Here is a 15,324-nt window from a genome sequence, read left to right as displayed (position 1 = left end):
ACCTCAAAGGTATGATTTCAAATCGTCGCGCCTAAAAAGTAGTATCTAATAGACTATATTTCAATTATTTCAAAGAACTATTTATCCACTTTTACGGGACAGTAATGGTATCTTGTCTCTAACAATATCCTGTAAACAGGAAGGAGAAAAGAAATTTGTTGTGGGCGTTTCCCATAGTTCTATCAATGATAGCTGGCGGAAAGCGATGGTGCTGGATATGCAGGTAAAAGCTTCTGAGTATCCCGGACTGACTCTGCAAATAAAAGATGCCGGAGAAGACAATGACACTCAGATCAAACAGATACGTGAGTTTATCAAACAACGGGTAGACCTTGTCATTATATCTGCCAACGAATCGGAACCGGTCACAACCGCAGCCGTAGAGGCCTTCCGGGCGGGGATTCCTACTATTATAATAGACCGGAAGATTTATTCGGAAGAATATACGACTTTTATCGGTGCGGACAATTATGAGATTGGCCGTGCAGCCGGATTGTTTATCAATTCATTGTTGAAGAAAGAGAAGACAACGATTGTCGAAGTGTGGGGGCGCGAAGGTTCTTCTTCTGCCCGCGACAGACATAACGGTTTTAGTGATGCTCTTATTCATAATGATAATGTGATTCTGAAAACTGTTTACGGACGTTGGCATTCGAAAGAAACAAAAGAGAATATAGCTGCACTTGGCCTGTTTGATGATATTGATATCGTGTATGCACATAACGATGTAATGGCTTTGGCTGCGCGGGAAGCTATTATGGAAATAGATCCGCTGGCAGTAAAAAGGATAAAGTTTATCGGCATAGATGCTTTGCCGGGGAAAGGAAAAGGAATTGAAGCGGTAAGTAACGGCTATCTGACAGCTTCTTTCGTATATCCAACCGGAGGAACTACCGCGATAAAGGTTGCCTGGCAGATACTGAACGGGCAGCCTGTCTCCAAACAATATGCACTGACATCAGCCTGATCGACAAAGAGAATGCCGGTACATTATATTTGCAGACTGAACAGTTGGCTGATTATCAGGAACAGATCGAGAAACAGCGGAATAATCTGGAAGAGATGCTTTCAGAATACCGTTTTTTACAAAATTCAGTCGGTTTGATCCTGTTGTTGCTGGGAGTAGTGGGCCTACTGGCTCTTTATGTAATACACATCTTCCGTAAAGTACAGCGTAAGAACCATGAGTTGAAGCGAACCAATATACAAGTGGAACAACAACGCGAAGAATTGGCTATTGCCAACCGGAAGATCGAACAGGCTACTACCCGCAAATTACAGTTCTTCACAAATGTATCCCATGAGATCAAAACACCGCTGACACTGATACTCGGTCCATTGAATAAGCTATCGAAAGAGTTGCCTCCCGATTCTCCGCTTGCCGATGACATACATATCATAAAGAAGAATGCCGACCGTCTGAAACGTGTTGTCAGCCAGCTGCTCGACTTCCGTAAGGTAGAAAGTAACAAGATGGATATGCGGGTGACGGAAATAGATCTGATTACCTTTATCGAAGATGTCAGTTCCTATTTCGATAATATGGCACAGAGCAAACAGATACAATACTCGTTTCAACACGATGTCTCTTCCGTAATGTTGTGGGTGGATACGGATAAGATGGAAAAGATTCTGGCCAATCTGTTGTCGAATGCCTTTAAATTTACACCCGACGGAGGAACCGTCACAATTCGTTTGCAGGATCATGCGGGATATGTTATCCTTTCGGTAGAAGATAATGGGAAAGGAATCCAGCCGCAGAACCTGTCTTCCGTTTTCGATCAGTTTTTTACCGCCGACCATCTTACCGGGACGGGAATCGGCCTGCACCTGACTCATGAGTTTGTCGGTATGCATAAAGGAAGTATCCGTGTGGAAAGTGAACCGGGGAAACGTACCGTCTTTTTTGTCGAGTTGCCCAAAGGAAAATCTCACTTTGATGAATCCTGTGTGTTTGCCCCTTCCGTGACAGAATTGTCGAGCGGCGTGCTAATCTGGATACCCGTGAAATGGATGAGATTGTGAACCGTACCTACGATTATACGATCCTGATTGTTGAAGACGATCCGGATATTAATGCGTATCTGCAAAAAGAACTGAAGCCGAATTTCCGTATCCTGGCGGCAGAGAATGGTCGGGTGGCAGTGGATATACTGGCAAAAGAAAATGTGTCGCTGGTAATCAGTGACGTGATGATGCCCGAAATGAATGGCTATGAATTGTGTAAGCGGATTAAATCGGATATTGTTTTCAGCCATATACCGGTTATATTGCTCACCGCCCTTTCCGATGATAAACAGCGGATGTATGGTATTGCCAGCGGTGCCGATGAGTTTATCCAGAAACCGTTTAATATTGAAGAAGTAAAACTCCGTATCGTCCGTCTGCTGGAAGAACGTGCCCGGCTGAGGAATGCATTTGCCCAGGAACTTCAATCGCCTGCTGCTTCCGGATTGAAAACGGATAAGGCGGAAAGTATGGACGAATTATTTATGCGCAAGTTCATGGCATTGATTGAGGAATCTTATCCTGATTCAAACTTCAGTATCGAAAAAGCGAGCGAAATGCTTGGCCTGTCGCGTGTGCATCTCTACCGGAAAGTAAAAGAACTGACAGGAGTGACGCCTACCGATTTCCTCCGTAACTACCGTTTGAAGCAAGCCGCTGCCTTGTTGCGTCAGAAAGACTGTAATGTCAATGAGGCCGCTTATGCAACCGGTTTCAGTTCCCCTCCTTACTTCTCCAAATGCTTTAAGGCGGTGTATAATATTACACCAACCGAATATCAGGAGAAAGGATAACACTCGTTACATTTATGTAACGACAATATAAGCCTGTTGAAAATAAACCTTTTATGTAACGAATGTTATCCTTTTTGTAGCATCCGTTATCGTCTGCTTCTGTTTCGTTCCTTAGTTTTGCATCATCAACATAAGGAACAAAAATCTCGTATTACAAAGAATTACTACATCATGGAACAGATGAAGCAACAAAATAAAAAACCGGTAGTGGTCGGTATTGGCGAACTTCTTTGGGATTTGCTTCCCACAGGTAAGACGGCAGGCGGCGCACCGATTAATTTTGTTTACCATGCTTCCCGTTTGGGAGCGGAAGGGTATGCTATCAGTGCCATTGGTGATGATGATAACGGAAGGGATATATTGAGCGAACTGAATAAGTACAAAATTCAGTATTTAATAGAAAAGTTGCCATATCCTACAGGAACGGTACATGTGGATATAGAGGATGACGGTATTCCCCATTATACAATAACGGAACGTGTAGCCTGGGATCATATGTCGCCTACCTCCGATGCAGTAGACCTTGCAGAACGTGCGGATGCTATCTGCTTCGGTGCTTTGGGACAGCGTTGTCAACAATCCCGTGAAACGATTCAGGCTATTCTTTCGTTTGCTCCCGATTCGGCGTACCGGTTGTTTGATATTAACCTGCGACAACATTATTATAATAAGGTATTGATTGAAGAATCTTTGTACTTGGCGAACGTGCTGAAAATGAATGATGATGAAATGTCGGAGCTGAAAAAACTGTTCGGTTTGAAAGGAACCGAAGAAGAGGTGGCTAACTGGTTTATGGAGAACTATAACCTGCGAATGGTTGTTCTGACGGCGGGTGCTGATTACAGTACGGTTTACACCCCCGACGAAGTCTCTACCTTAGCTACTCCAAAAGTGGATGTAGCGGATACGGTAGGAGCAGGAGATGCTTTTTCGGCAGCCTTGGTGATGTCGTTATTGAAAGGGCAGACATTGAGAGAAGCCCACGAATGTGCTGTAAAGATATCGGCTTTTGTTTGTTCCCATAAGGGAGCATGGCCGGCTTACGAATAAGAAATAGAAGATACTCATATATGTATAGGTTAATTGTTTAAGGCAAAAAGATGGTTAGTTTTAGGTTTTTAATTTAGGTTGGTTAAAAGGTCCGGCATTGCCGGGCCTTTTATGTTTTCTCCTTAACACACAAAAAGGGATTATCCCGAAGGATATCCCTTTTCATGTATCGATAATAATGTTTGCCTGTTTTACTAACAGACGTCTTATTAGTATTGTCTTTCCAACAACCAGGCATCCTGGAAATCAGGTGCATATTTAGCTTTGATAGCATCGCGACTGTCGGCAGCATCAGCTTTATCATCGAAGCTGGCAACGATTACACGCAACATGCCTTGTTCGTTTTCACCTAATACAGCGTTGTAGCCTGCATTCTGCATACGTTCTTTCAAAGAGTAAGCATTTGTCTTGTTCTTGAAGCTACCGATAACCACACTGTAACGTTTCAGACGGCTGGCGTCTTCGCCTTGTGCAGCGCTGATTCTTTCCGAGCGAGTCGTTGCTGTAGAAGTTCTGGGTTTGGAAACCGGGGCAACCTCTTCAACAATCTCTTCTTCTTGTTCTACTACCTCAACAGGAGCTGTAGACTCTTTTTCTTTGGCTTGTTCGTAAGCAGCCTTATAAGCACTCTGTTTAGGTTTACATGAGCCGAATGCTAATACCATACTTATAGCGGCTCCAAATAACCAAATCTTATTCATACTGTTCAGTTCTTAAATTACTTGTGCAAAGATATAAATTATATTTACTAATTTCGCACACAGAATATAATATATTATAATGTACATGAATAAATCTATTGCAACAATGGTTATGGCAACATCCGTATTACTAGGTGCTTGTAATCAGGAAGCTAAGAAAGCAGAAGACACAAAGCCAGTTATCGGACGTTCGGAAATCAAGATTGCCGACGGTCGGATGACGCCCGAGGCGCTTTGGGCCATGGGACGTATCGGCGGCATGAATGTTTCGCCCGACGGACAGAAAGTAGTTTACACGGTAGCTTATTACAGTGTACCTCTCAACAGCAGCAACCGTGAAGTGTTCGTCATGAACGCCGATGGTTCTGATAACAAACAGATTACCCACACTTCCTTTTCTGAAAATGAAGCAACCTGGATTAAAGGGGGCACAAAGATTGCTTTCCTTTCCGGCGAAAGCGGAAGCAGCCAGCTTTGGGAAATGAATCCGGACGGAACCGGACGGAAGCAGTTGTCCAATTATGACGGCGATATCGAAGGCTTCGCTTTCTCTCCGGATGAAAAGAAGGTTTTGTTTATTTCGCAGGTAAAGACGGTTCCGAGCACAAAAGACAAGTATCCGGATTTGGATAAAGCCAGCGGTATCATTGTGACGGATTTGATGTATAAGCATTGGGATGAATGGGTAACGACAGCTCCCCATCCGTTTATTGCTGATTTTGACGGAAATAAGGTCGGAAGTCCGATTGATGTGTTGGAAGGTGAACCGTACGAATCACCGATGAAACCTTTCGGTGGTATCGAGCAGCTGGCCTGGAATACGACCTCCGATAAGATTGCATACACTTCCCGTAAGAAGACCGGTAAGGAATATGCTCTTTCCACTAATTCGGATATTTATGTATATGACCTGAATACCAAGCAGACCGTAAATATCAGCGAAGGTATTATGGGATACGATACCAATCCGCAGTATTCGCCTGACGGTAAATATATTGCCTGGCAGAGTATGGAACGCGACGGGTATGAATCGGATCAGAACCGCCTGATGGTTATGAATCTGGAGACGGGCGAAAAGACATTTGTCAGCAAGGACTTCGATTCAAATGTAGACGGTTTTTGTTGGAGTGCCGATGCCCGTACGCTTTACTTTACGGGAGTTTGGCATGGTGAATCGCAGGTATATAAGATAGAACTGGACAACGGTAATAAACTGACTCAGCTTACTTCTGGTACGTATGATTATGATTCAGTGAACTTGCTGGGAGAAAACAAGTTGATTGTTAAGCGCCACTCTATGAGCATGGGCGATGAAATCTATTCTATCGACCTGGCTGATAATAATAAGGTAGCTCAGCTGACTACTGAAAACAAGCAGATTTACGACCAGCTGACTATGGGTAAGGTAGAAGGACGCTGGATGAAGACAACCGATGGTAAGCAAATGTTGACCTGGGTAATCTATCCGCCTAATTTCGATCCTAACAAGAAATATCCGACTTTGCTGTTCTGCGAAGGTGGCCCGCAAAGTCCGGTCAGCCAGTTCTGGTCTTATCGTTGGAACTTCCAGATTATGGCGGCTAACGATTATATCATTGTCGCTCCGAACCGTCGCGGTCTTCCGGGCTTCGGCATGGAATGGAACGAACAAATCAGCGGTGATTACGGTGGTCAGTGTATGAAAGACTATTTCACGGCTATTGATGAAATGGCGAAAGAACCGTATGTGGATAACGATCGTTTGGGTTGTGTCGGAGCCAGCTTCGGAGGTTTCTCCGTTTACTGGTTAGCCGGTCATCATGACAAACGTTTCAAAGCATTCATTGCCCATGACGGTATCTTCAATATGGAAATGCAATATCTGGAAACGGAAGAAATGTGGTTTGCCAACTGGGATATGGGCGGCGCTTACTGGGAAAAGAACAATCCGGTGGCACAACGTACATTTGCCAACTCTCCGCATTTATTCGTAGACAAATGGGATACGCCAATCTTGTGTATCCACGGAGAAAAAGACTATCGTATCCTTGCCGGTCAGGGAATGGCGGCCTTCAATGCAGCCGTGCTACGTGGTGTTCCTGCCGAATTGTTAATCTATCCGGATGAAAACCACTGGGTATTGAAACCGCAGAACGGCGTACTCTGGCAGCGCACATTCTTTGAATGGCTGGATCGGTGGGTGAAGAAATAACAGCCTGCTTGTGCTGGAAGAGTGGCTTGCCTGTGTTGAATTGGCGACACAGGCAAGCCAGCTCGCCAGCCTTATAGTGCTAAACGGATAAGCATCGGCTACTGCAACGATGCCCCTAGTTCCCATAAAACATTTTAATTTTGTATATAAATAGCTATTTACATTAAGATTTCAAAAAGATATTTTCTATCCCGCAAATAATTACTTCTTTTGTCTCCCGATACTAAGAAGTTGATTCATGGCAGGTAGCAGTATTGACATAAAAACGATTGAAGGCTTATGGAATGGAGATCATAAGGCTTTTGAAACGGTATTTCTTACCTATTATAATAAGACGAAAGCTTTTATCTACGGATATGTAAAATCGGAATCCGACGCCGAGGAATTGGCTGAGGACTTATTTGTAAACCTCTGGATCAACCGGCAAGCTATCAACACCGCCAAATCTTTCGACGCCTATTTATATACGATTGCCCGCAATGCCGCTATAAACTACCTCAACCATAAATACATCCATCTGGCTTATACGAATAATTTCCAACCGGATGAAGCCGGTTCTACATCAGAAGAAGATCTTATCGCAAAAGAACTGGGCTTGTTAATCGATGATCTCGTAAACAAAATGCCGGAACAGCGTAAGCAGATTTACATACTCAGCCGCAACGAAGGACTCAGTAACGGCGAAATAGCCGAACGGCTGCATACGAGCAAAAGAAACGTTGAAAGTCAGCTAAGCCTCGCCCTGAAAGAGATTCGTAAAGCTATATTCGCCTTCATCCTTGCTCTGTTATAGTTTCCCCGGTTACGCTGCGCTCCGTCTGCATCGTTATATGAACAACAAACTGTCGTTTAATCGGTCGATCAGGTTGTTTAATCTTTCATCCGGTTTGTTTCCTTTTATCTCTGTGTCGGGAATTGTTTTATCTTCTATATGCAGACTACCGTTAGGATTTAATCCTGCCAATGCCGGGTAACGCACAAGTATACCACTAGCCGGCAACCGTATCACTACCGGATCGCTTCCGATACCGCCACCGGCAGTTGTCTGGCCGGCAACAGTAGCCCAGGAGGTGCTTTGGGCAAAACAAGCAAATTCATCTGCCGCAGAAAAGACGCCTGAATCTGTCAGGATGATTATTTCCCCTTTAAAAGGGATAGGTAAATACGGATAGATGATGGTTGTTTCCTTCGTTACCTTAAATGTTTGTTCTGAAAGTTCCAAAGGTGGTGATATAAATTGTGAAGATACATTTATGGTGACATCACTGTTCAGATAGCGTGAAAAGAATAAACTGTTGTGCCTTCCCTTTTTGATCGCGAAGTAACGCTGGAAGCAGGCGGGTGCATATATCAGCCGTTTCACGATCCCTTCCATCCAGTAAGAGCTGCTCCTTCCTTTATTACCTTGTATATCTATGATGAGATAGTTGTAGTTGCTAATCCTATAAAGAAATTCATTTATTCGCTGAAAATCATCCTCCCGGCTTTCCGGATCGAATGACGATATGTGTAAGATCCCTATCTTACGTGAAGGAATGATCGAATCTTTATACTGTGAATTGTTCTTTGAAACGGTTTCTTTTGTATTACCTTTCTTTAATAATTTACTCCAATACCCCATCTCTTTGTCCGATTGGTTCAATGTATTTACCCAGGGTATATATCCCGGATTTATTAAGCAAGCTTCTCCGTATTTTGTGCGGTAGTGGCTCCAGTACACAGTAGGGGAGAGATCGACTTCTTTGTCATGCAGGTTTTTTACGATGGAGTCGAGCAGCAATATATATTCTTTATTATTCTTTGTGTTGCACACTTTCTTCAGAAAAGAATCCTTTTGAGATAACCACGACTTTCCGTATACACGTTCATACAGGCTGAAATAGGGATAATTGCTTTTTAGTGTTTCTACCAGAAAGAGAAAGTCCTTCTCTTTTTCTGTTGACGTTAATTCTCTGACTTCCTGAGATAGTCCTATTTGCGCGATACATGCAAATAGCCATATGAATATACTTTTCATTCTTCTTTTTCTTATTATTATTAAAATTCCTGTCCGATAATAAAGTGAGGATGCCAGCCTCCTCTTTTTCCATTTACCTTATCAAATCCGTAAGCCATATCGATACCCATCAAACCGATCATCGGCAGGAAGATACGTGCACCTACACCCACAGAACGTTTCAGATCGAACGGATTAAAACTCTTCAAATCCTTCCAGGCGTTACCGGCTTCTGCAAAAACCAATCCGTAGATGGTAGAAGACGGTTCCAGCAGGAACGGATAGCGCAACTCCATTGCTAAACGAGAGTAGGCATACCCGTATGAACTGTAACCAGCGTTACCGGCAATACTTCCGTTTTCATACCCTCTCAAACCAATCGTTTCGGTAGCATAGGTGCTGGAGTATCCGCTCATGCCGTCGCCACCCATGTAGAAGGTTTCAAACGGTGAACGTTTATGGCTGTTGTATGATCCCAGGAATCCGTATTCAACACGTGTCATTAATACCGGCGTACGCTTCACCGCTACCGGAGCCAATGGAGAGAATAGCTTTGCTTTGAATTTCCATTTATGATACTCGATAAACTTAAACTTATTCGGGTCGCTATCACTCATGCTGGTATAATCCTTTCCATCCCATAAAGAATAAGGGGGAGTTGCGCTTACCGACACCGAAAATTGCGAACCGTGACGAGTGTACAACGGGTTGTCGATCGAGTTGCGCTGCAACATCAATTCCAGATTGACATTATGGCTGGTACCGTTCTGCACGAGAAAGTAGGCCCAGTCGTGCATAATATACATCTGATAATTCAATGTTGCCATGAACTGAAAGTAGTCGTCCGGCCAGTTTAGTCGTTTACCGTAACCGACAGCAACACCAAGCATCATGATCGACTTATCCGGGTCGTAGGCCAGTTCGTAGTTGTTGTAGTTATTGCCATAGCCGTACATATTACCGTAGCCGCTGCCATAACCGGGATAATAACTACCGTAATTCGACAGATTGTTATTATAGTAGCTACTACTGATATCTGTTTGTTTGGAAAAGTAGGCACTTACAGAAAGCGTATTCGGTCGTCTTCCACCAAACCACGGATCCATAAATGAAATACTGTATGCCTGATAATAACGTCCATTGGTCTGGCCGCTCAATGTCAATGTCTGTCCTTCCCCCTGCGGATGATACCTTTATATGTCTTCGGGTTCAGAAAGTTCTTCATGGAGAAGTTGGTAAACTTCAGACTTAGCTTACCGATCACCCCTGTCTGTCCCCAGCCGGCTGAGAACTCGATCTGGTCGTTTGCCTTGGAAGTCAGGTTATACTGTATATCTACCGTTCCGTTCTCCGGGTCGGGCAGCGGTTTGGGATCCATATTCTCCGGGTCGAAGTGTCCCTTCTGTGCAATTTCACGGACTGAACGCATCAGATCTTCACGACTGAACAACGTGCCCGGCTTGGTACGCAGCTCACGACGCACGATATCTTCATACAAACGGTCGTTGCCATTAATGATTATACGGTTGATAGTCGCCTGCGGGCCTTCCTGAATACGAACTTCCAGCGAGATAGAGTCGTTATCCACATCCACTTCCACCGGGTCGGCACTGAAGAAGATGTAACCGTTGTTGTAATAAATGTTAGACACGGCGTCTTCGTCCAACGACAAACGCTCGTTGAGTTTCTTTTGGTTGTAAACTTCCCCCGGCTTCATACTCAGTATCGCTTCCAGATAATCGGAATCATATTGTGTATTACCTACGAAACGAATATCTTTCAGGTAATATTTGTTGCCTTCTTCCAGTTTCAGAAAGATATCTACTAGCTTCTCATTATAATTAACAACACTGTCTGAGAGTAAGACGGCATCACGATAACCTTGTTCGTTATATTTGGCGATGATGTTCTGTTTATCCTTCTCATATTCTTCGGAGGTAAACTTTTTCGTGCTGAAGGCTTCCAGTATGCTGCTTTTCCAGTCGTTCGGGAGGCTGAATTTCTCGTTTGTTTTCTTCATCGCCTTCTTCAGCACTCCGGTAGTCAGCGCTGTATTTCCTTTGAAGTAGATACGGTGAATCTTTGTCTTCTCGTTTTTATTGATATTGATATCGACAATCACTTCGCTTTCTTTCGACAGATCGTCGCGCTGAACGATATCCACATCTACGTTCTTAAAACCTTTGCCGTCGAAAAATTTCTGAATAACAATCTTTGCCCTATCCATCAGGTTAGGAGTTACCTGGAAGCCCTTCTTCAAGCCCAGCCTGGCTTCAAGGTCTTCCCGCTCTCCTTTCTTGATGCCATGATAATTTACTTCCGATATACGGGGACGTTGTTTCAACCGGATTTCCAGCCAGACATCGTCGCCTTCTAGCTTAGTTGCCAGTATCTTTACATCCGAAAACAATCCATGTTTCCAAAAACGCTTTACCGCTGTTGTAATTTCATCGCCAGGGATTGTCACCATGTCGCCTACCGACAGCCCGGAGAAGCCTATTAACACGAAATCATCATAATTCTTAATACCCGTCACCTTAATATCGGCAATCTTATACCGTTTGGGATGATTATAAGATATTTGTACTTTTGTTTTGGCTATTGAGTCATTTTGTGCACATACAGTTTCGTTAGAAAAAAGCATCAGCAAGAAGGTAATAGTGAATAATATCTTCATATCAAGCATTCATTTTAGTTTCGTTTCTTTTGTTATTGTCTATTAATATACAAACTGGAGGACAAAAGCTCAATAAGAAAAGTGCATTGTTATCAAAAAACAGTGGGGGGATTTGTGCGTGAGGAAACAATAGGAAAATCATATTCCCACTCGTATGGGGAAAAATCCCCACTATGATGGGGAAGTATTCCCACTTATGTGGGGGATTTTCCCCACACTATAAAAATAACTGGGGATATTTATGAAATATTCATTTTCTTACTGAGTTTTCCTCCCTTTAATTGTATATTATAAAAAGTAATCAAATGGAGAATAGTAATATATCGCGAATCGTCCGGCAATATCTAAGCAAACGCTTTCCGAAGGAAACTGAAGAAAGGATTCAGCGGTGGATTATTGCTGATAAGCACATGAAAGAGAAAGAGGAAGCCTCGTTGGCCTATTGGACTGAGTTGGAAACGAAAATCACCCCGGATACGTATGCTGCTTTGAAGCGTGTCAACAGCCGAATCGGATATTCCGAAAGGCAACCGGCCGATACCCTATTCTATAAAAAAGCACTTCGGATTGCAGCTGTACTCATACCTCTGTTTCTGATTACCGGCGGATACTTCTATTATACGCAGCATAAACTGACAGAGATTACCGTGGCTTACGGAGAAACCAAACATCTATTCCTGCCCGACAGCTCTGAAATATGGATTAATGCGGGTTCAAACGTAAAGTTTCCGAAAACATTTACCGACGACAGTTTGCGACAGGTCTATCTGGAAGGAGAAGCCTATTTCTCCGTAAGAAAGAACCCGGCTCAACCTTTCATTGTGAAAACAGAACAACTCTCGGTAAAAGTACTTGGCACGAAATTCAATGTCAAAGCCTATCCGGACGATGAATGCATAACTGCAACACTGACAAGCGGAAAAGTAGAAGTCAGCCCCCAATCACAAGCCCCCCAAACCCTTGCGCCCAACGAGCAACTAATTTATAATATCAAGACTTCCGTATTGAATATTGAAAAGGTATCACCGGCAGAAACCGATGCCTGGCTTTCCGGACAAATCTTATTCATCAATTCCTCTTTCGGAGAGATGATACAGACGTTGGAAAGGCATTTTAATGTTACGATTGATGATAAAACAGCTATCTCGGCATCTAAGCAATATACTGTTAAATTCCTGAAAGGTGAAACACTGGATGAAATACTCAATGTGTTGAAGGATGTTGTCGGTTTTACCTATCGACAGCAAGGTGCAACTATCGTATTAAGTAAACAATACAAATAAAACCTGATGGATCGGATCAAATCAAGACGGTTTTACCGGATTATCGTTTTCTTATCTCTTGTTTTCCATTCTTTCGTGAGCATCGCTCAGAACAAAGGAAAAACAATCTCTATACAAAACAAAAGCATATCCGTCAAAGAAGCTCTCGCCGCTATCGAACGACAAACAGGTTACAGTATCGCTTATGAACAAGCGGCTTTAGACCTGAATAAAATGGTCCGCCTCTCACTCAAAGAGGCAGATGTCGATCAGGCTCTGGCAGAAATATTGAAAGACGGACAATACACTTATCGGATAAAAGGGTATCATATCATTTTATCTCCGGGAAAATATGCCGGCCGGCAAAAAGAAACAAACAGGTTCGTGCAGTCGATACGAGGAGTCGTCACTGATTCCAAAAGCAATACTCCGATCGAGTATGCGACAGTAAGTATTTTAGGTAAACTCTCCCTGGGGGCTGTTACCGATAGTCTGGGCTGCTTCCATATGAAAGAAGTGCCTGTCGGACGCTATGACATACAGATATCCTATATGGGGTATAATACCCATATAGTCAATGAAGTACTTGTAACTTCCTCCAAAGAAATACAATTGGATATATCGTTGAACGAAAACATTCATCTTCTCAGTGAGATCGTCGTGCATCCCGAAGTGAAGAAGTCTGAAACGGTTAATCCGATGGCTATCACCGGAGGACGCATGATAAGTATGGAAGAGGCAAGCCGTTTTGCCAACGGCTTCGATGACCCGGCTCGTCTGAGTTCCGCCTTTGCGGGTGTAGCCGGCGAAGTAGGAACAAATGCCGTTGCCATCCGGGGCAACTCTCCGCAATATACGCAATGGCGACTGGAGGGTGTCGAGATTCCCAATCCCACCCATTTTGCTGATCTCTCCGGTTTGGGTGGTGGTTTTCTTTCGGCATTGAGTACGCAGGTGATCGGTAATTCTGACTTTTATAACGGAGCTTTTCCGGCTGAATATAACAATGCTCTTTCGGGAGTTTTCGATATGCATATGCGTAACGGGAATAACCGGGAGTACGAACATGCCTTTCAGGTCGGATTAATGGGTATCGACCTGGCATCGGAAGGCCCGGTCAATAAGAAGCAGGGTAGTTCTTACCTCTTCAACTATCGCTTCTCGACGACTTCACTTGCAACGAATGGCAGTGCTAATCTGAAATATCAGGATGTATCATTCAAGCTGCATTTCCCGACTTCGAAAGCCGGGACATTTTCTATCTGGGGACTGGGATTAATAGACCGGAATAAAGCGGATGCAGAAGATCCTTCTGACTGGGAAACACAAGCCGACCGGCAATCGGCTAGAAACAACCTCGAAAAACTGGTCGGGGGAATTACTCATACCTATTTCCTCGACCGGAATACTTACCTGCGTTCCTCCTTGTCTGCCACTTATTCCCAAGATCATATATTGGCCGATCAACAAATCCCGGACGGCAACTCTGTACATGTCGGAGATATTCAAAACCGGAAATGGGATATCCTATTCAACGCATACATCAATAAGAAGTTCAGCCGTGCACATACCAACAGAACCGGTATTACAATTACAGGGTTGAATTACGATCTCGATTACAAGATCAGTCCTAATTTTGGTTTGAATAAGCCCATGGAGCAGCTTTCAAAAGGGAAGGGTAAAAGTATGGTTCTTTCGGCTTTCAGCAGTTCGGTGATCGACATAAACCGCCGTATAACGGTCAGCCTGGGAATTACTTCTTCTTATTTTGCACTCAATAACAACTGGTCTTTGGAACCGCGAGCCGCCCTGAAATGGAAACCGGCTGCCCGGCATTCTTTCTCCCTAGCCTATGGCCTGCATAGCCGTAGAGAAAGGCTTGATTACTATTTTGTTGAACGGAACGTCGAAGGGCAATCTGCCTCTAACAAATATCTGGACTTCTCGTATGCGCATCATGCCGGACTCAGCTACGACTGGACTGTCAAACCGAATCTGCATGTGAAGATAGAACCTTATTATCAATATCTATATAACATTCCTGTCGAGGATCATACCTCTTTCTCCCTGATTAATCTTCAGGATTTCTACCTGGATAGAGTTTTGACAAATAACGGTTCGGGTAAGAACTACGGCGTCGATGTAACGCTGGAACAATACATGACAAACGGATTTTACTACATGCTGACCGGTTCTCTTTTCAAATCAAAATATAAAGGAGGCGATAATATCTGGCGGAATACAAGGATGGACAGAGGTTTCCTGTTGAATGCGCTTGCCGGAAAAGAGTGGATGGTAGGTAAACAGAATATGTTTAATATAAACGTTCGCCTGTTCTTTCATGGCGGCGATCGTTATACGCCTGTCGACGAAGAAAGATCGAATGAAGAGCAGGATGTCCTGTTTGACGAAACGAAAGCTTTCAGCAGGAAATTCAGTCCGGTACTGAACGGGGATGTATCGCTCAATTACAGAATAAACAAACGAAAGTTATCTCATGAATTCTCGTTGAAAATGCTCAATGTCGGGATGCGTACCGGTATGCATTATTATGAGTATAACGAGAAAACTAACAAGATCAAAAGAGAAAAGGGAACCGGTTTGATCCCCAACATCAGTTATAAGTTGTATTTCTAGCTATTTATC

General features: G+C 43.6%; 7 protein-coding genes and 2 pseudogenes. 6 read left to right on the top strand and 3 right to left on the bottom strand.

The genetic code is table 11. From position 1 onward, the window contains the following. Positions 1–205: 205 nt before the first annotated feature. Positions 206–2,801, top strand: a pseudogene (locus tag DXA15_RS14560) (substrate-binding domain-containing protein). Positions 2,802–2,972: 171 nt separating this feature from the next. Beyond that, entirely contained in the window at positions 2,973–3,851 is an 879-nt protein-coding gene (locus DXA15_RS14555) for a carbohydrate kinase (RefSeq protein WP_128134480.1), read from the top strand. A 209-nt stretch (positions 3,852–4,060) separates the two neighbouring features. On the opposite strand, the gene DXA15_RS14550 is transcribed toward DXA15_RS14555, so the two are convergent. Continuing rightward, on the bottom strand, positions 4,061–4,552 hold the full coding sequence (locus DXA15_RS14550) for an SPOR domain-containing protein (RefSeq protein WP_007652658.1): 492 nt from the start codon (positions 4,550–4,552) through the stop codon (positions 4,061–4,063). A 112-nt stretch (positions 4,553–4,664) separates the two neighbouring features. On the opposite strand from DXA15_RS14550, the gene DXA15_RS14545 reads away from it, so the two are divergent. Continuing rightward, positions 4,665–6,743: a S9 family peptidase gene (locus DXA15_RS14545; RefSeq protein ID WP_233567289.1), complete on the top strand. Its 2,079-nt coding sequence runs from the start codon at positions 4,665–4,667 to the stop codon at positions 6,741–6,743. Between the two features lie 238 nt (positions 6,744–6,981). Beyond that, a complete protein-coding gene (locus DXA15_RS14540; protein ID WP_128134479.1) occupies positions 6,982–7,536 on the top strand; it encodes an RNA polymerase sigma-70 factor in 555 nt (184 codons plus the stop codon). A 33-nt stretch (positions 7,537–7,569) separates the two neighbouring features. Here DXA15_RS14540 and DXA15_RS14535 read toward each other — a convergent pair whose 3' ends face one another. Together DXA15_RS14535 and DXA15_RS14530 are read right to left on the bottom strand one after the other, a co-directional pair. Next, on the bottom strand, positions 7,570–8,760 hold the full coding sequence (locus DXA15_RS14535) for a S41 family peptidase (protein ID WP_128134478.1): 1,191 nt from the start codon (positions 8,758–8,760) through the stop codon (positions 7,570–7,572). Between the two features lie 20 nt (positions 8,761–8,780). Beyond that, positions 8,781–11,383, bottom strand: a pseudogene (locus tag DXA15_RS14530) (outer membrane protein assembly factor). Positions 11,384–11,721: 338 nt separating this feature from the next. Here DXA15_RS14530 and DXA15_RS14525 point away from each other — a divergent pair. Together DXA15_RS14525 and DXA15_RS14520 are read left to right on the top strand one after the other, a co-directional pair. Further along, positions 11,722–12,699: a FecR family protein gene (locus DXA15_RS14525; protein ID WP_128134477.1), complete on the top strand. Its 978-nt coding sequence runs from the start codon at positions 11,722–11,724 to the stop codon at positions 12,697–12,699. Positions 12,700–12,705: 6 nt separating this feature from the next. Beyond that, positions 12,706–15,315, top strand: a complete 2,610-nt coding sequence (locus DXA15_RS14520) for a carboxypeptidase-like regulatory domain-containing protein (protein ID WP_128134476.1) — start codon at positions 12,706–12,708, stop codon at positions 15,313–15,315. The last annotated feature ends 9 nt before the right edge of the window (positions 15,316–15,324 follow it).

This window comes from Parabacteroides sp. AM58-2XD (genome assembly GCF_003463685.1).
In the GTDB taxonomy this organism is placed as follows: Bacteria; Bacteroidota; Bacteroidia; order Bacteroidales; family Tannerellaceae; genus Parabacteroides; species Parabacteroides segnis.
This window is presented reverse-complemented; position numbering and strand designations above follow the sequence as displayed.